The sequence below is a fragment of the Synechococcus sp. 'PEA 65AY6A-5F PE A' genome (genome assembly GCF_047462575.1).
GTDB lineage: Bacteria > Cyanobacteriota > Cyanobacteriia > Thermostichales > Thermostichaceae > Thermostichus.
The window spans coordinates 35056-50289 of the sequence record NZ_JAOALE010000009.1; the positions used below are offsets into that span (position 1 = coordinate 35056).

The following is a 15234-nucleotide window of genomic DNA, read 5'->3' on the forward strand; positions in this document are numbered from 1 at the left end:
GGGCAGGAGGGCTTCAAGTGCAAATTCACGTCCTCCTCTTCCAGCAGTAGGGGCACCCGCTCGGCCACTTCCAGGCCAAATCCCTTCAGGCCGCTGATGTGGCGAGAGGTATTGCTGATCAGGCGCATCTTCCGCACCCCCACATCGCGTAGGATCTGGGCGCCAATGCCGTAATCCCGCAGATCCATCGCTGCTGGCGGCGCAGTTTCAGCTAGCCCCAGATCTTGGCGAGCATAGGACTTGATTTGCTCGATAAGGCTGAGCTCTTGCCGGCGCAGGTACACCAGCACCCCCTGGCCCTGGTGGTCGATCATCTTCAGGGCGGCGGTCAATTGGCGGCGACAGTCGCAGCGCAGGGATCCCAGCGCATCCCCCAGGGGGCATTCCACATGCACCCGCACCAGGACGGGCTTGGCGGCAAATTGGGTCGGATCCCCCTTCACCAGCGCCAGGTGTTCTACCTGGTTAAGGGTGTCGCGGTAGCCGTAGACCTGAAACTGGCCAAACTCCGTCGGCAAAGTGGCGATAGCCCCCCGGTGCACCAGCCGTTCGGTGCGCAGGCGGTACTCGATCAGATGGGCGATGGTGATAATTTTCAAATTGTGCTGACGGGCAAATTCGATCAACTGGGGCAGGCGGGCCATCGAGCCATCCGGGTTTTGGATCTCGCAGATCACCCCTGCCGGGTACAGCCCGGCCAACATGGCCAGATCCACCGCCGCTTCCGTGTGGCCGGCCCGTTTGAGCACCCCGCCCTCCCGCGCCCGCAGCGGAAAGACATGCCCAGGGCGGCGCAGATCTTCCGGTCGGGTATGGGGATGGATGGCCGCCTGGATGGTGCGAGCGCGGTCGGCAGCGGAAATGCCTGTAGAAACCCCTAACTCTGGCCCGGCATCAATGCTGACGGTAAAAGCTGTCTGGTTGCTGTCGGTGTTTTGCCCCACCATCAGCGGGATCTTCAGCTCGTCGAGGCGGGATCCCTGCATGGCTAGACAGATAAGGCCCCGCCCATAGGTGGCCATGAAGTTGATCACCTCTGGCGTGGCAAACTGGGCAGCACAGATCAGATCCCCTTCATTTTCCCGGTTTTCGTCATCGACCACGATGACCATGCGACCACACTTGAGGTCCTCCAGGGCTTCGGGGATGGAGTGAAAGATGGTTTCTGTCTCTGCCGGCAAAGTGGCACTCATGGAAAAGGGGAGGCGAAAAAGGGAGAGGAACCCTCGAAGATCTATGCTAGAGCAGGACAAAGGGCAGGAGAGAAGCCGAAACAGACAGCCGCCCTTGACCGCACTGCTACTGGGCTGGCTTCCGCGCAGCGGCAGGCCGCTTGTGCCTTCAACTGCAGGGCAAGGGACAGCCAGGGCTTTGAACTAGTACTTGGGAATGGAGGGATCGTAAGCCTCAGCCCAGGCCAGGATCCCCCCGCGCAGGTTTTTCCCCTGGATCCCGGCTGCTTGCAGAATCTTCAAGGCCTTGGCCGAGCGCACCCCGCTCTTGCAGTGGACGATTAGCTCCGAGCCGTTGAGGAGTTTTCGCACCTGCTCCACCCCATCGCCGTTTTCGATTTGCGGCAACGGGATCAGGTGAGCGCCAGGGATCCGGCCGATCTCCCACTCGTTGGGGTTGCGCACATCGACCAACACAAAGTCTTGGCCAGCATCCATCCGCGCCTTCAGCTCAGCCACGCTGATCTCGGGGATCTCCGCTTGGCTGGCTTGTTCTGTGGCTTGCGGGATCCCACAGAACTGCTCGTAGTCGATGAGCTGGGTGATGGGGGGAGTGGCGGGGTTTTTGCGCAGCTTCAGCTCGCGGAAGCTCATTTTTAGAGCATCGTAAAGCAGCAGCCGCCCGCTCAGGGTCGTGCCGATGCCCAGCAGGATTTTCACCGTCTCGGTGGCCTGGATCAGGCCGATGATGCCGGGCAGGATCCCCAGCACGCCCCCCTCGGCACAGGAGGGAACCAGCCCCGGTGGCGGTGGCTCGGGGTAGAGATCGCGGTAGTTGGGCCCATCCTCGTAGTTGAAAACCGTCGCCTGCCCCTCGAAGCGGAAGATCGAGCCGTAGACATTGGGCTTGCCCGTCAGCACACAGGCATCGTTGACCAGGTAGCGGGTGGGGAAGTTGTCGGTGCCATCCACGATCACGTCGTAGTTGGCAAACAGCTCCAGGGCATTGTGGGCCTTCAGAGCGGTGTTGTAAACGTCCACCTGGCAATAGGGGTTGATCTCCAGGATGCGGTTTTTGGCCGATTCCACCTTGGGCTTGCCCACCCAGGAGGTGCCGTGGATCACCTGCCGCTGCAGGTTCGACACATCCACCACATCGAAATCGACGATGCCGATCCGCCCCACACCGGCTGCCGCCAAATACAGCAACAGGGGCGAGCCCAGCCCGCCGGTGCCAATGCACAGCACCTTGCCCGCTTTCAGCCGCTTCTGCCCTTCCAGGCCCACCTCTGGCAGGATAAGGTGGCGAGAAAAGCGCTCCATCTCCTCGCGGGAGAGGCTGACTTGGCTGGTGTCCAGGTTCAACATGGTCAACGCCCTCCGGCAATAGCAGGAACGATGCTGATGACGGCTTGTTCTCCCACCGGCGTGTTGTCGCCTTGGGCCAACGTGCGCACGTCCTCGTCATTGAGGTAAACGTTGACGAAATTGCGCAACTTGCCGTCTTCTGTGTAGAGGTGGCGCTTTAGCTCGCCATAGCGGGCGATCAGGTTGCTCATCACTTCGCCGACATTGCTGCCCTCGATCTCGACAGCTTCCAGGTTGTCGGTGTAGGGACGCAAGGGGGAGGGAATCAAGACTTTGGTTGCCATGGGAGTTCGGGGAAGGGTTCTAGCGATCTGGTTGATCTACACCTTGAGGTTCTGAGCTGAACTATTCCAAGTGTCACCTCATCAAGTTCAGAGTACCGCTTTTTCCGACAACCCTCACCCCAGTCATTGCCCACCAGGGATCCCAAAGCTTCTCAGCCATAAGCCTCATTTTTGGAAGGAAGGTTGGCGGGAAAACAGCAGTCAGCTTCTCTAGCCAGCCCGAGCCACAAGCGAGGGCAGAGATTTGTCTTCCCAAATCTGCATCGGCTCCCGTTGGGGCTGCTCCTGCTCATCCAAAACCCAACTGGCCACCTCCTCTGCTTTGCCCTCGCGCACGCTGACGATCACACAGGAAAAGCCCCAGGGAAAAGCGTGCTGGCGATCGAACTCGGAGGGAACAGCCGCGTGGTTGGGGTGGGAATGGTAGGTGCCCAGGATCCCCAGGCCTTTGCGCACGGCATGGTCGTTGGCCCGCTTGAAATCCGCCGGGTCGATCAAGAAGCGGCGGCGGCTGGATTCGCCGTCTGCCAAGGGGTTTTCGGCTTGATCCCAGGTGTTGGCCACCGCCCAGAGTTCATGGACGATTTTGTCCGCTCCCTTGAGCTCGCCGATCAAAATGCCGCAGCCCTCGTAGGGAAAGGCTTGCTCGCCATGCTGGCGGATGGCGCGGAGGTGCTCTGCCGAGAGGTGAAGGGCCATGAATCTCACCTTTGCCGATGGAGTTACCGTTCTTTCATTTTGACACAGAGGGATAGCTTGGTAGCCCCGTACTTTGGTGCGGGCAGAGCTCTGGGCTGATGAGCTGGGGAACTGCGCAGAGTCCCCAGCGCTCCGGGGAAACAGCTATGCCGTTGCCTTGGCGTTTAACCAGCCGGTCGGCAGGGGGAGTGTCGAAGGTTGACTGGGGATGGGATCCCTTCTTTCGCCGCCGGTTTTCCTTTGGCATGAGTGGGAGTCTGAACAGATTTGGATCCGGCGAACTAACCGAGCACATCAGGGTGAGGATCCGGCAGCGGAGAGGCAAGCGGGGAATAGTGGGGGCAGCCCTGGCAGGGCCCTCGCGGGTTGACGGCACAGCGCAACCAGGTCGACTGGGCGCTGAAAATACAGGAGGGATCCCCCAGCGGCTGGCCGAATTCACCGGCCCGTTGGCGGCGCAGCAGCACCACTTGTCGCCGCCAATCCTGCAAAAAGCGGCTGTAGGCGCGTTCCCGCCAGCGACGCTTGGCCGCATGTTCCGAGACGTAGGCAGTGAGGTTATCCAACATGAAGCAGTCACCCAGAGAGTAAGGCCAACAGGCTGGGGGTCGCGTTGGATCAGCCTAGATCCTCAGGATGGCACACTCTGGTAGGAGAGGGAAAAATTGCAGAAGAATTGCAAACGCTCCCTATCTTACTTGGGATGAAGAACCGCTTTGCCAACCGGAGGGCAGAGCGGCAGCATGGGCAAGGTGATTGGCTTTGAGCCGAAAAACTAGCGGAGCAAGCTGCTGGCTAGTGGGCAGGGGGATAAGCCGCCTATGATGGTATAGTAGAGGCTGGCTCCGACTTATAGCGAAGTGGCAGCGAGCCTACGGGGAAAGAAGTAAGTCGCCAGGGGATCCCTGCAGGCTTGCTTTCGAGGCAGGAGTTGAGGTTGTGATGACGGATGCCTCTGGGTCAGAACGATTGAAGCGAACCAAGGATATTTCTGAGAGTACACCGCCTTCATCTCTTCCGGATCACCTGATCCGGGCTACGGCGGCGGAGGGCAAGATTCGGGTGGTGGGCTTGGTGTCCACCCAGGCAGTCCAGGAAGCGCGGGAGCGGCACAAGCTCTCCTATGTGGCGACAGTGGCGCTGGGGCGGGCTATGAGTGCAGCCCTGTTGCTGGCGGCCAACCTGAAGCGACGCCAGGCGCGGATCAACCTGCAACTGAAGGGAAATGGCCCCTTGGGCGGCATCTACGTAGATGCCGGCATGGACGGCACGGTACGCGGCTATGTGAGCAACCCTGCCATTGAACTTCCTCTCACCCCTGAGAGCAAGTTGGATGTGGGTCAGGCCGTTGGGCGTTACGGCTACCTCCATGTGCTGCGGGACTTGGGCTACGGCCAGCCTTACACCAGTGCTGTGGAACTGGTTTCGGGAGAGGTGGGAGATGATATCAGCTACTACCTCTCCTCCTCGGAGCAGATCCCTTCGGCAGTTCTTTTGGGGGTGAACCTCGATTCCCAGCGGGTGCGCGCCGCCGGTGGAGTGCTGATGCAGCTCATGCCGGGAGCGCCAGCCAGTCTGATCCCGGAGATGGAGGCCCGTTTGGCCAAAGTAGAGGAATTCAGCCCAATGCTGGCCTACGGCGGCGGTTTGCGGGAGCTGTTGCAAATTTGCCTGGGCGACTTGGATCTCAAGATCGCGCCGGAGGTGCGCACCATCCGCTTCTATTGCCAGTGCAATTCCGACCGGGTGAAGGGGGCGCTGCGCATGTTGGGGCGGGACGAGCTCATCGACATGATCCGCACCGATAAGGGAGCAGAGGCGGTTTGCCAGTTCTGCAACGAGGTCTACCGCATCTCAGAGGATGAGCTGCGCTCGATTGTGGCGGAGATGTCGGCAAACCCATAGCACCCCGTGATGGCAGAATAATCGCCAGGTACGGGATCCCTGCTCTCCTATGTCCTCTGAGCCTGCTGCCCCTGAGCTCTCGGTTGTCATCCCCTGCAAAAATGAGGCGGACAACCTGGAACATTTGTTCGAGCGCCTGCGCCTAACCTTGGATCCGTTGGGGATCCCCTACGAGATCATCTGTGTCAACGACGGCAGCGAGGACGACACGCTGGAAAAGCTGATCGCTTTCCATCGTCAGGATCCCCGCATCAAGGTGGTGAACCTCTCCCGCGGTTTTGGCAAGGAAATTGCCCTCACCGCCGGCTTGGACTACGCTGCGGGCAGAGCCGTTGTGCCCATCGACGCCGACCTGCAGGATCCCCCGGAGTTGATCCCGGAGATGCTGCAGCAGTGGCGGCAGGGGTATCAGGTGGTGTATGCGGTGCGCCGCAGCCGCCGGGGAGAGAGCTGGCTCAAGCGCTTGACGGCCAACGGGTTTTATTGGGTCATCGACCAGCTCAGCCAGGTGCGGATCCCGCGCAATACCGGGGACTTTCGGCTATTGGATCGGCAGGTGGTGGACGCCATCAGGCAACTGCGGGAGCGCACCCGCTTTATGAAAGGGATCTTTGCCTGGGTGGGCTATCGTCAGGTGGCCATTTTTTACGACCGCGCCCCCCGTTTTCGCGGCAAAAGCCAGTGGAACTACTGGCGGTTGTGGAACCTGGCCATAGAAGGCATTACCTCTTTTAGCTCTTGGCCGTTGCGGGTGTGGAGCTATCTGGGCTTGGGGATTTCCGTGCTGGCTTTGCTGTACGGCCTTTTTCTGATCATCCGCACTTTGCTGTTTGGCTCTGATGTGCCCGGCTACGCCTCTTTGGCGGTGATGACCTTGTTTTTGGGCGGGATCCAGTTGATCAGCCTGGGCGTAATTGGAGAGTATCTGGGCCGCGTTTTTGAAGAGGTGAAAGGCCGGCCACTGTACCTAGTCCAAGGCGCCTTTGGGTTCGAGACCTCAGGACATTTGCCTTCTCCAGGATCCTATCCTGTTTGCAGCTCGGGCTCGCTGCCCACTCAAAAGCCGGGATGAAAAGCTCTTATGCTCTTATTCCCACCTCATTTTTCTGGGTTCTGCGTCCGGCATATTCTTGGTACTCGCGCACAAAGATCTCCTGCATCTCTTTCTGGGAAAGCTGGATTCCTTGGATTTCGGCGCGGGCGATGGCCTTCATCAGCTCAATATAGGCCAGGCCAAGGGAAAGGGTCAGGGTAGCGGCTGTGGTGGATTGGATGATGCCGCCTGCCAGGGATCCCACGCCGGGGATCAGCTTCAGCAGGTTCGAGACAATGGCCCGCCCGGTCACCACTGCGCCCCCAACGCCTGCCAAAGCCGCCATCAAAGAGTAATAAAAAGAAGGGGAAGCTTTGTAGCCGAAGATAAAGCTGATATTGGCAATCATGCCAATCTGAGCAGCCACCAACAGAGGGGCATCGGCAAAAGGAAGGGGGGTTGCCCCAATAAAGGCCGCGCTGGCCACATAGCCCGATACATACTTATTAAAAGCAGCATCGGCTTTGAGATCTACCCGCAGCAATTGCTGGCGGATAAAGGCAAGGCGAGCCACTTCCGGCAGCAGCTCCAAGGTGCAGCCGATCAGATGCTCCAGCCCGTGGGCGGGGATGGTGAGTTGCCGGTTAATGACCTTGTCCTTAGCCAAAAGAGGAACAATGTAGCGAACAGGGAGATTTTGGCGCTGCAAATACTGGAAAAACTCGCTCTCTTCCGGATTGGGGTATTCCAGGCATTGAGTTAAAACCAAGATGACCGGCACATCTTTGAGTTCCAGTTCCCTCAGCCACCTGCGCTCGGTTTCCTCCAGCCGCTTCAGCTCGTGGTGGATGCAATACCAAACAATGTGAATGTGATGTTCAGGATCCTTGAGGCGCAGCTCGTCGATTAGTTGGGCCACCTCGAGGCGGATCTGAGTATTCTGCTCGCCGGCCAACTCCATGCCAGGCGTATCGTAGATGGTGATCGGGCAACCTTGCTTGGAATATTGGCGAATGTGGCGGGTGACGGGGCTGCCGACGCCGGTGCGGGCCAGCTCATCTTTAAACACCGCGTTGACCAAAGTGCTCTTGCCCACCCCGCTTTTGCCGATCACCAGGACGTTGCAATGGCCCATTTCGGCCTCCGCTTCCAGCAGGCTCTGTTTGAACAGGTGGCGTTTGAACAGGTGGCCGGCCGAATCTTCTAGATCTCCCTGTTGCCCCCGAGCTCGCGCAACCGTTTGATGGGTTAGGCGAATCAGTTTTTCTATCCAGGAGCGGCTTTCCGGCTCCGTTTGAGACATGCTCCATCCCCAAGTACGGGATCAACTGGGCTAACGCTCCCAGTCTAGTGTAAATCGCGAAGGGATGCGACTCCTCCCTGACCGGCCCACCGGTTCTGCTACAACCAGCACTTTATTGAGAGCTGTTCACAAGAAGCGCCGAGTTGGACTATGCTGGGGTGGGGACAGCCCCAAGATCTCCTGGATCGACTCAATCAAGTAGACTGGGTAGATAGCTGTGTCCTCTTTACCTTGGAGAACCTTGCCCTATGTCTGAAACCGCAACCTTGCGCCAGGCCTTCAACAGCGTGCGCAACAACCCTGTCTCCCTCGGCCTGGAGGTGACCCAGCCGATCTGCGAGGGGATGAACGCCCTTCTGGCCAGCTTCCAAGGGTTGTACTTGCAATACCAGAAGCATCACTTCGTAGTGGAGGGCACCGAGTTCTACCCGCTGCACCAGTTATTCAAGGATCACTACGAGCAGGTGAGGGAACATGTTCACGACCTGGGAGAACGCCTTGAAGGTCTAGGGGGTGTGCCGGTAGCCACCTTTGCCACCTTGGCTCGCCTCTGCTGCTTTACCCCTGAGCCGGATGGCGCTTTTGAGGCGCGGCAAATGCTGAAGAACGATCTGGCCGCGGAGCAGGCCATCATTGATCTGCTGCGGCGTCAGGCCGCTCAAGCGGAAAGCCTAGGGGATCGCGCCACCCGCTACCTCTACGAGCAGATCTTGCTGAAGACGGAAGACCGGGCCTTCCACCTCAGCCACTTCCTGGCCAACGACAGCCTGGTGTTTGGCTTGATGGACGGCAGAGCCTAGTCGGGATCCAGGGTAGGCCCGTCAGGTCGGCGAGCCTGCTACCCTCTCTGCGCTGGCTTTTGTTTTTCTTGTAAGCATTTATTGAGAATTACTCTCCCTAGTAGCTTTCCAGGTCTACTCTTATTGATGAGGCGTTGCTTCTGGCCATGAACTTTGTATCTTCTGGGAGCGGCTATTGTTTGCAGATCCCCTTGGGGGAGCGCTGGCGCATTGGGCGGCGGCTGGTGGAGTTGGGGATCCCAGCGGTTTGTACGGGAGAGGGTCATTTGCAGGTGCAGGTGGACACGCCTTTGGCTCTGGTGCAGGTGCGCAGCGTGATCCGCCAATACACGGCGCGGCGGCGGGAGTTATTGGACAGCCTAGAGATATGTTGGCAGCTCAACGCTGGGGGACAAGATGAGCAAGTTGGCTAAGCAAAGGATCCCGTTTGAGGCAGAGGGCCAGTTCCTGGGATTTCTTCCCGATAAGGATGGCAAGCTCAAGTACTTGCGCTGGCAGGCCGGGGCAGAAGTGTTTGCCGGCAAGATCCCCAAGCCGCTGCGTTCTGAGCTCTACCGCAGCCTCAAACCCGGAGATAGGCTTCAGATCGCCGGGGAGCGGGAGGTGGATCCATTCAAGGGGCGAGAGAAATGGGTGCTCTGCCGCGTGGTTCCTGTCCAGGCTTCCCCCAAGGCCGCTCCCGGAGCGGAGGAAGGGAGGAAAGGCGTTGTCTTGGTCTGTCAGAAGTCTGATTGCTGTCGGCGGGGGGCGATGGCGGTGATGCAGGCTCTGCAGGCCCACTTGGCGGCCTACCCGGAGACCATCCGGGTGCAGGGAGTGGGCTGCATGAAAGATTGCAAACGGGGGCCCAACGTGGTGTTCCTGCCCGACAAGGCTCGCTACAGCGGCGTTTCTCCGCAAGGGATCCCGGCTTTGTTGCAGCGGCACTTTCCGCTGGCAGACCCAGTTCCTTCTCCTTGAGCGGCAACGTCGCCTGCTGCTAAGGGATCTAATCCTGGACGCAGACAACCTGCTGGGTTTGGGCAGACCGCTCAGCGGCCTCGGCCACAGCTAGGGCGTGGAGCATCTTCTCCGGATCCACGTAGAGAGGGCTGCCGCAGCGCAGGTGAGCCAGCACCATGCGGGTATCTTGCTCAAACAGGCCGTGGCGAGATCCGGTCTCCAGGGGATGGGCGCTGCCAGGGCGCAACAGGGTCGCCTCTTCGCCGTTGATCAGCAGGCCCCCCCGCTGGCCATGGAACTCCAATAGGCGCTGGGAGCACCACAGGGAGTCCCCTTTGCCATAGGTCAACACCGCCAGCAGCCCACTGGCAAAACTTAGGTGGGCTGTGCAGTAGCAACTGCTGTAGCGGTGGGGCAAGTCTGGACCGTCGTAGCGCAGTTGACAGCTCACCCGCTCTACCTTTCCCAACAAGTCCACCAGGCGGTGGATGCGGGAGACAGCCCCTGTGAGGGGGAAGCCAAACTGGTCGGGCCGATAAGTCCAGCGGTCGGGGGCAGGGTGGGCGGCAGTGAGGGTAATGTAGCGAACGGCAAACAACTTGCCCAGCCCTGCCAGCTCCCGTCTCAGCAACTGGTGAACGCCGCTGAGGAGCTCTATGTGCTCTACGTGCAACAGCAACTGCCGTTCCGCTGCCAATTGCACCAGGGAGCGAGCTTCGGCAACGCTCAGGGCCAGGGGATATTCCACAACGGTGTGGATCCCGGCCTCCAGGGCGGCACGGGCGATGGCCGCATGATCCCGATTGATGGTGCTAACAAACACCAAATCCAGCGGCTGCTCGCAGAACAGGGAAGACCAGTCGGAATAGGCCGCCGCCCCAAACTCGGCGGCAAAAGCAGCACTTCGCTCAGGGGTTCGGCCAGCAACTGCCACAATCTGCACCTGCCCATCTTTGCGCAAGGCTTCTGCCCGTGAGCGAGCTGCGTAGCCAGTGCCGATGATCCCCACCCGCAAGGTCTGTCTCCTCTCGTAGCCTGTTCTGTCTGTAGCATCCCATGGAGCCCCACACCAGGGATCTTTCCCTCTCCAGCTTGTCCGGGAAGATCCCTGCTCCCCCGCCAAAGCTCTAGCCCCTTAGCTTCCAAACACGCTGACAATGCGGCGCATCGCCTCCTCCACGTTGGCGCGGCTGTTAAAAGCCGACAGGCGCAGATAGCCCTCGCCGGCGCTGCCAAAGCCCGATCCGGGAGTTCCCACCACATGGCAGGTGTGCAGCAGCTTGTCGAAAAACTCCCAACTGCTCAGTCCTTCCGGGGCTTTTACCCAAACATAGGGAGCGTTGACGCCGCCGTAGGCTTGGATCCCCGCTGTGGCGAGCTGCTCGCGGATGATGCGGGCATTCTCCAGGTAAAACTGCACCAGAGCCCGCACCTGGACCTGCCCCGCCTCGGAATAGACGGCTTCTGCTCCCCGCTGCACAATGTAGGCCACGCCATTGAACTTGGTGGACTGGCGGCGATACCACAGGCTCCACAGATCCACCCAGGAGCCGTCGGCAGCCTGGCCCCGCAGCGACTTGGGCACCACGGTAAAGGCGCAGCGGGTGCCGGTAAAGCCAGCCGTTTTGGAAAAGGAGCGGAACTCGATGGCGCATTCCCTTGCCCCTGGGATCTCGTAGATGGAGTGCGGGATCCCGGGCTCGGTAATGTAGGCCTCGTAGGCGGCATCGAAGAGGATGAGCGAGTTGTGGGCGCGGGCATAGTCCACCCAGGCCTGCAAATGCTCCCGCGTGGCCACTGCGCCGGTGGGGTTGTTGGGAAAGCAGAGGTAGATGACATCCACCTTTTGCTGGGGCAAGCTGGCGGTGAAGTGGTTTTCTGCCGTCAGCGGCAGATAGACCAGGCCCTTGTATTCGCCCCGCTCGTTGGCCGGCCCCGTATGGCCGGCCATCACATTGGTGTCTACATAAACCGGGTAGACGGGATCCGTGATGGCAATGGTGTTGTCGTGGCCGAGAATATCCAGGATGTTGCCGCAGTCGCACTTGGAGCCGTCGGAGATGAAGATCTCAGAGGCGTCGATGTCGCAGCCGCGGGCCTGAAAGTCGTGCTGGGCAATGGCCTGGCGCAGCCACTCGTAGCCCTGTTCCGGCCCATAGCCGCGGAAGGTGGCCCGCTCCCCCATCTCCTCCACGGCCCGGATCATGGCTGTTCGGCAGGCTTCCGGCAGCGGCTCGGTGACATCGCCAATGCCCATCTTGATGATCTGAGCTTCGGGATGGGCGGCGGCAAAGGCCTGCACCCGCCGGGCAATCTCGGGAAAGAGATAGCCAGCCTTCAGCTTGAGGAAGTGGTCGTTGATCCTGGCCATAGGAGTTCAGCGCTGCTGAGCAAAAAGGAGCGTCGGCCCTTTAGTGTAGCCGAAGCCGGCCCCAACCCGCCCTCCCGACTGCAGGGCAGAGCCAGCCCTAGCGCCCCAGGCTATCCAGGCTGAAGGCGCCCACCGGCGAGGTTAGGTGAAACTCTCCCCGCTCTTGGGTCAGGCCCACCGGGCGGCTGGGAAAGGCCACCAGGATCCCTTCCAGGCGCAGGGACTCTGCCAGCGGATCGTAGGCCAGGCGCAGCTCGAAATCCCGCAGGTCGCGGCGCACCTCAATGCGGCGGATCCCTGCCTCCGTCAGGCCCAGGCGGAGCCGCCAGTGGTTTTGCCACTGCGTGCCAAGGGTGGCATCCAGGTCAAGGCCGTAGGTGGAAATTCCTCCCGACCGGGGATCGTAAACTGCCTGCAGCGCGTAGCTAATCCCCGGCTCATAGCTGTCTAGACCCGAGCGTTGATCCCGGTTGAAGGTGGTGCTGCTGCGCCCCCGGTACTCCAGCCGAATGGGTTGCCATTGCCCCTTGTTGAGGTCGTAGGAAGTTTGCACCTGGACGTTGAACAGCTCGGGCACGGTGTTCCAGGTAAAGTTGGCGTTGAGGGTATCCCACCTTTGGGCGACGAAGTCATAGCCAAGGGTGGTGTCAAAGCGCAGCAGGTTCCTCACTTGCGCCTGCAGCTCCTGCAGGTTACGGGAGGCGATTGCTTCCAAGTCCTCCGGCGTGTCGTCGGGAAAAGTCAGGGCTATGGGCAGCTCGCCGGGCAGGTCATCTTCAAAGGCAAGGTAGCCGGGAGGCACGTTGGGCAGGAAGTCGCGCGGCGTAAAGAAGCTGATGCTGGCGTTGAGGCGATCCACATCCTTGGGGCTGGCGGAAAGGGTTTGAAAGGGCACAGAGTTGTTGCCGTAGAAGGTGCGGCTGTAGCGCAGGTCGATGGTGTTCCAGTCGGCAGGCTTGAGGCTGAGGCGGGGGTTGAGGCTGACGGTGGATTCCTGGTCGGGGGTTGAGTACAGGACTTGGGTGTAGTCGATCGAGCCGGGCATGAAGGTGATCCAGGGAGCCGGTTGAATGTCGTTGAATTGAAGGCTGGAGCGCAGCTCGTAACGATTGAAAAAGTTAAGGCCGGATCCCACTTCTCGATCCGGCTGTTGCTCTTGGGTCAGGGTGAGGGCGCTGCTGAGGGAGATATCGGGAGTGATGCGGAGGAGATCGGGATTGAAGGCCAGCTCGAAGTTGCGACGCGGCTCGTTGTCGCCGTTGGAGCTGCTGTAGGCGCGGTAGGCCAGGCGATAGGTGCCGCCCCAGCCGGGTGGGGTGAGTTGGGCACCCAGCGTCAGCCGCGCGTCGGCAAAGTCTGGCCCGTCTTTGACGCTGACCCGCTGGTTGTAGTCCAAGCGCAGATCCGACTGCAGCCAAGGCACGCCCCCATAGCGCTGCACGTGACTAAGAGTGAGGGGAAAGGTGTAGGTGCCGTTCTCCTGGGATCCGCTGCGGCTGATGTTGAGGGTGGTGGTGGAGAGATCCCCCTGAAAGGTGGTGTTGAGGCGGAGATCGGCGTTGTCGTTGCGCCCGCCGGCAGGGCGGTAGGTGTTGTCCAGGTTGAGGTTAAGCTGGCCCCGCAGTTGGCCTTCTTGGCCGAGGAGGTTGGCGGCGTAGAAGTCGAAATTGTGGTCGAGGCGGAGGCGGCTGGAAAAGCGCCGCTGGTCGGCCTCGGTTACCAGGTAAAACTGGGCCCGCCCGTAGTTGACGCTGTCGGGGATGGGGAGGATGTAGTCGTGCAGAAAGCCGATGCCCAGGCCTTTCTTCTGCAGGACATCTAGCCGCAGGCCGCCGAAGTTGTACTCGTCGAAGCGGTAGGCCCAACTGGACTTGACAAACACCCCTTCCGCCTCGCTGCGCCCCGGCAGCACCCATTGGTGATCTCGCAGGCTGTAGATGAACAGGGGGAAATAGGCGATCTGAAGGCCCGCCCGCAGATCCCCTGCTTCTGTGAGTTCGCCGCCGGCAAACACGCGGGCGTCGTAGACGATCACCCGGTCATCGGGAAACACCTCCACCCGATCCCCTTGCACGTAGTGGGTGATGGGTGGCTCTGGCGAGGTGGTGACGGTGGCTTTCTCGAAAAAGATCTGATCCCCCAACAGGGCGGTGGTCTCTTGGCTGCGCACAAAGACCTTGGTGCCCGGCTCCTCCCCCGGCAAGATCACCAGCGAGCTTTCAAATTGAGCGCTGCGACCGGGGATGTCCAGATCCAGGTTGCGCCCCTCAATTTGCCGGATGCCGCGCCCCTGGGGTCCAGGGGGCTGTTCCATCCGGAAGGGGCCGTCGCTGCGCAGGCGCCGTTCCCGTCGGTAAAACAACAGCCGCTCGCCGCTGATGCGGGTGCCGTCGGCCAACTGGATCTGGGCGTTCCCCTCGGCAATGCCCAGGTCTTGCTCGGCAAGGTAGCTGAGCACATCCCCACTGACGTTGATCTGAGCCGGGTCGAGGGGGATCTGGGCGGTGGCGGTGGCCGCCAGCTGCTGGCGAATCTGGGATCCCTGGCTGGCAGGCGGAGCGGCTTCTGGGCCGGTGGCGGGATCGCCCAGATCTCGCAACAGGGGGAACCGCTCCAACAACTGAGGAGCAAGGAGGGATCCGGCAGTGGGGGTGAATGCCTCAGTTCCGGTTTGAGCTGCCCTCTGAGTGCCGGTGGAAGAAGGGGCGCCGCCCCAATTCCAGTTCCCGCCGGCTTGCGGGATCCAGGTCGGGACTTGCTGCGCCACCGCTTCCGAACCAGGCCTCTCTTGCCCTTGAGCAGCGGCCAGGCTCTCGACGGTGGACCCTGGGGGGGGAACAGGCAAGCGCCTCGCTTCGTTGGGGTGCTGCCCAGGTTGCTCTTCTACCTGCAAGTCAGCAGCTTGGGAAGTTGCAGGCTGGGAGGAGCGAAGGGAGTCCAGAGTAGGAACAGCTGCCGTGGGCGTTGTCGATGAAGCAGACCGGGAGGACGGTGTTGCCTGAGCTTGGGCCTGCTGCGCCTGCCGCCGTGCATGGGCCGCCGCCCCTTCGGCCAAGAGCGGCTGCAGCCGCTGCCGGTTTAGCTCTTCCGGTGTGAGCGCTTTTTCGGGAGGGGATCCTTCAACAGGGGCCGAGGCGGGAAGAGGGGGAACGGAGGGAGCCGCTGTTGCTGCCAGGCGCGAGGAGGATTGGGCCTCGGCCAAGGTGATGGGATCCCCCAACAGGCTGGCGCCGGTGGGAGCAACCGGCTCTGAGCCAGGATCGCGGCTCCGCTGGGCCGCCCAAAAGCGCTGATAGCCCTCCAGATTGGTGGGCAGGGGATCCAACTGGGCAAAGACGGCCTCCCCCATCCCCAACC

13 protein-coding genes and 1 pseudogene are annotated in these 15234 nt (G+C 60.9%); 5 read left to right on the plus strand and 9 right to left on the minus strand.

Annotated elements, in window-relative coordinates:
* Nucleotides 1-23: 23 nt before the first annotated feature.
* The 5 genes and pseudogenes from ribB to GG26_RS04685 all read right to left on the minus strand — a co-directional run.
* Nucleotides 24-1160, minus strand: a pseudogene (ribB, locus tag GG26_RS04665) (3,4-dihydroxy-2-butanone-4-phosphate synthase); the annotation flags it as partial.
* Between the two features lie 216 nt (nucleotides 1161-1376).
* Nucleotides 1377-2540, minus strand: coding sequence for a molybdopterin-synthase adenylyltransferase MoeB (moeB, locus tag GG26_RS04670; protein ID WP_011431266.1), 1164 nt, complete (start codon nucleotides 2538-2540; stop codon nucleotides 1377-1379).
* Between the two features lie 2 nt (nucleotides 2541-2542).
* Entirely contained in the window at nucleotides 2543-2824 is a 282-nt protein-coding gene (locus tag GG26_RS04675) for a MoaD/ThiS family protein (RefSeq protein ID WP_011431265.1), read from the minus strand.
* Nucleotides 2825-3034: 210 nt separating this feature from the next.
* The gene (locus tag GG26_RS04680) at nucleotides 3035-3523 is read right to left on the minus strand and encodes a M67 family metallopeptidase (RefSeq protein WP_011431264.1); all 489 of its coding nucleotides are present in this window, start codon (nucleotides 3521-3523) and stop codon (nucleotides 3035-3037) included.
* 281 nt (nucleotides 3524-3804) lie between these two features.
* Nucleotides 3805-4092 (minus strand): DUF6464 family protein, encoded by a 288-nt coding sequence (locus tag GG26_RS04685; protein ID WP_011431263.1) that lies wholly within the window; start codon nucleotides 4090-4092, stop codon nucleotides 3805-3807.
* 373 nt (nucleotides 4093-4465) lie between these two features.
* Between GG26_RS04685 and hslO the strand changes: the two genes are divergently transcribed.
* Nucleotides 4466-5428, plus strand: coding sequence for an Hsp33 family molecular chaperone HslO (hslO, locus tag GG26_RS04690; protein ID WP_011431262.1), 963 nt, complete (start codon nucleotides 4466-4468; stop codon nucleotides 5426-5428).
* 49 nt (nucleotides 5429-5477) lie between these two features.
* Nucleotides 5478-6500 carry a glycosyltransferase family 2 protein gene (locus GG26_RS04695; protein WP_414389127.1) on the plus strand — a complete coding sequence of 341 codons (1023 nt, stop codon included), beginning with the start codon at nucleotides 5478-5480 and terminating at the stop codon, nucleotides 6498-6500.
* A gap of 7 nt (nucleotides 6501-6507) precedes the next feature.
* Here GG26_RS04695 and GG26_RS04700 read toward each other — a convergent pair whose 3' ends face one another.
* Nucleotides 6508-7764 carry a YcjF family protein gene (locus GG26_RS04700; RefSeq protein ID WP_414389129.1) on the minus strand — a complete coding sequence of 419 codons (1257 nt, stop codon included), beginning with the start codon at nucleotides 7762-7764 and terminating at the stop codon, nucleotides 6508-6510.
* Between the two features lie 248 nt (nucleotides 7765-8012).
* Between GG26_RS04700 and GG26_RS04705 the strand changes: the two genes are divergently transcribed.
* From GG26_RS04705 to GG26_RS04715, 3 genes are all read left to right on the plus strand, one after another.
* Nucleotides 8013-8564, plus strand: a complete 552-nt coding sequence (locus tag GG26_RS04705; protein WP_011431259.1) for a Dps family protein — start codon at nucleotides 8013-8015, stop codon at nucleotides 8562-8564.
* A gap of 146 nt (nucleotides 8565-8710) precedes the next feature.
* Nucleotides 8711-8977 (plus strand): Asr1405/Asl0597 family protein, encoded by a 267-nt coding sequence (locus GG26_RS04710; protein ID WP_041438578.1) that lies wholly within the window; start codon nucleotides 8711-8713, stop codon nucleotides 8975-8977.
* On the plus strand, nucleotides 8961-9524 hold the full coding sequence (locus tag GG26_RS04715) for a (2Fe-2S) ferredoxin domain-containing protein (RefSeq protein WP_041438576.1): 564 nt from the start codon (nucleotides 8961-8963) through the stop codon (nucleotides 9522-9524). The genes GG26_RS04710 and GG26_RS04715 overlap by 17 nt, the downstream gene beginning before the upstream one ends.
* A 28-nt stretch (nucleotides 9525-9552) precedes the next feature.
* Here the strand turns inward: GG26_RS04715 and GG26_RS04720 are convergent, their stop codons facing one another.
* The 3 genes from GG26_RS04720 to GG26_RS04730 form a co-directional block, all read right to left on the minus strand.
* The gene (locus GG26_RS04720) at nucleotides 9553-10515 is read right to left on the minus strand and encodes a Gfo/Idh/MocA family protein (protein ID WP_240527890.1); all 963 of its coding nucleotides are present in this window, start codon (nucleotides 10513-10515) and stop codon (nucleotides 9553-9555) included.
* Nucleotides 10516-10641: 126 nt separating this feature from the next.
* Nucleotides 10642-11877, minus strand: a complete 1236-nt coding sequence (locus tag GG26_RS04725; RefSeq protein WP_414389132.1) for an LL-diaminopimelate aminotransferase — start codon at nucleotides 11875-11877, stop codon at nucleotides 10642-10644.
* 97 nt (nucleotides 11878-11974) lie between these two features.
* Nucleotides 11975-15226, minus strand: coding sequence for a hypothetical protein (locus GG26_RS04730; protein ID WP_414389134.1), 3252 nt, complete (start codon nucleotides 15224-15226; stop codon nucleotides 11975-11977).
* Nucleotides 15227-15234 lie beyond the last annotated feature (8 nt).

Bases quoted from the DNA above. Each gene is read 5' to 3' on its own strand.
- moeB (WP_011431266.1), bottom strand. From the start codon at position 2,540: ATGTTGAACCTGGACACCAGCCAAGTCAGCCTCTCCCGCGAGGAGATG.
- GG26_RS04675 (WP_011431265.1), bottom strand. From the start codon at position 2,824: ATGGCAACCAAAGTCTTGATTCCCTCCCCCTTGCGTCCCTACACCGAC.
- GG26_RS04680 (WP_011431264.1), bottom strand. From the start codon at position 3,523: ATGGCCCTTCACCTCTCGGCAGAGCACCTCCGCGCCATCCGCCAGCAT.
- GG26_RS04685 (WP_011431263.1), bottom strand. From the start codon at position 4,092: ATGTTGGATAACCTCACTGCCTACGTCTCGGAACATGCGGCCAAGCGT.
- hslO (WP_011431262.1), top strand. From the start codon at position 4,466: ATGACGGATGCCTCTGGGTCAGAACGATTGAAGCGAACCAAGGATATT.
- GG26_RS04695 (WP_414389127.1), top strand. From the start codon at position 5,478: ATGTCCTCTGAGCCTGCTGCCCCTGAGCTCTCGGTTGTCATCCCCTGC.
- GG26_RS04700 (WP_414389129.1), bottom strand. From the start codon at position 7,764: ATGTCTCAAACGGAGCCGGAAAGCCGCTCCTGGATAGAAAAACTGATT.
- GG26_RS04705 (WP_011431259.1), top strand. From the start codon at position 8,013: ATGTCTGAAACCGCAACCTTGCGCCAGGCCTTCAACAGCGTGCGCAAC.
- GG26_RS04710 (WP_041438578.1), top strand. From the start codon at position 8,711: ATGAACTTTGTATCTTCTGGGAGCGGCTATTGTTTGCAGATCCCCTTG.
- GG26_RS04715 (WP_041438576.1), top strand. From the start codon at position 8,961: ATGAGCAAGTTGGCTAAGCAAAGGATCCCGTTTGAGGCAGAGGGCCAG.
- GG26_RS04725 (WP_414389132.1), bottom strand. From the start codon at position 11,877: ATGGCCAGGATCAACGACCACTTCCTCAAGCTGAAGGCTGGCTATCTC.
- GG26_RS04730 (WP_414389134.1), bottom strand. From the start codon at position 15,226: ATGGGGGAGGCCGTCTTTGCCCAGTTGGATCCCCTGCCCACCAATCTG.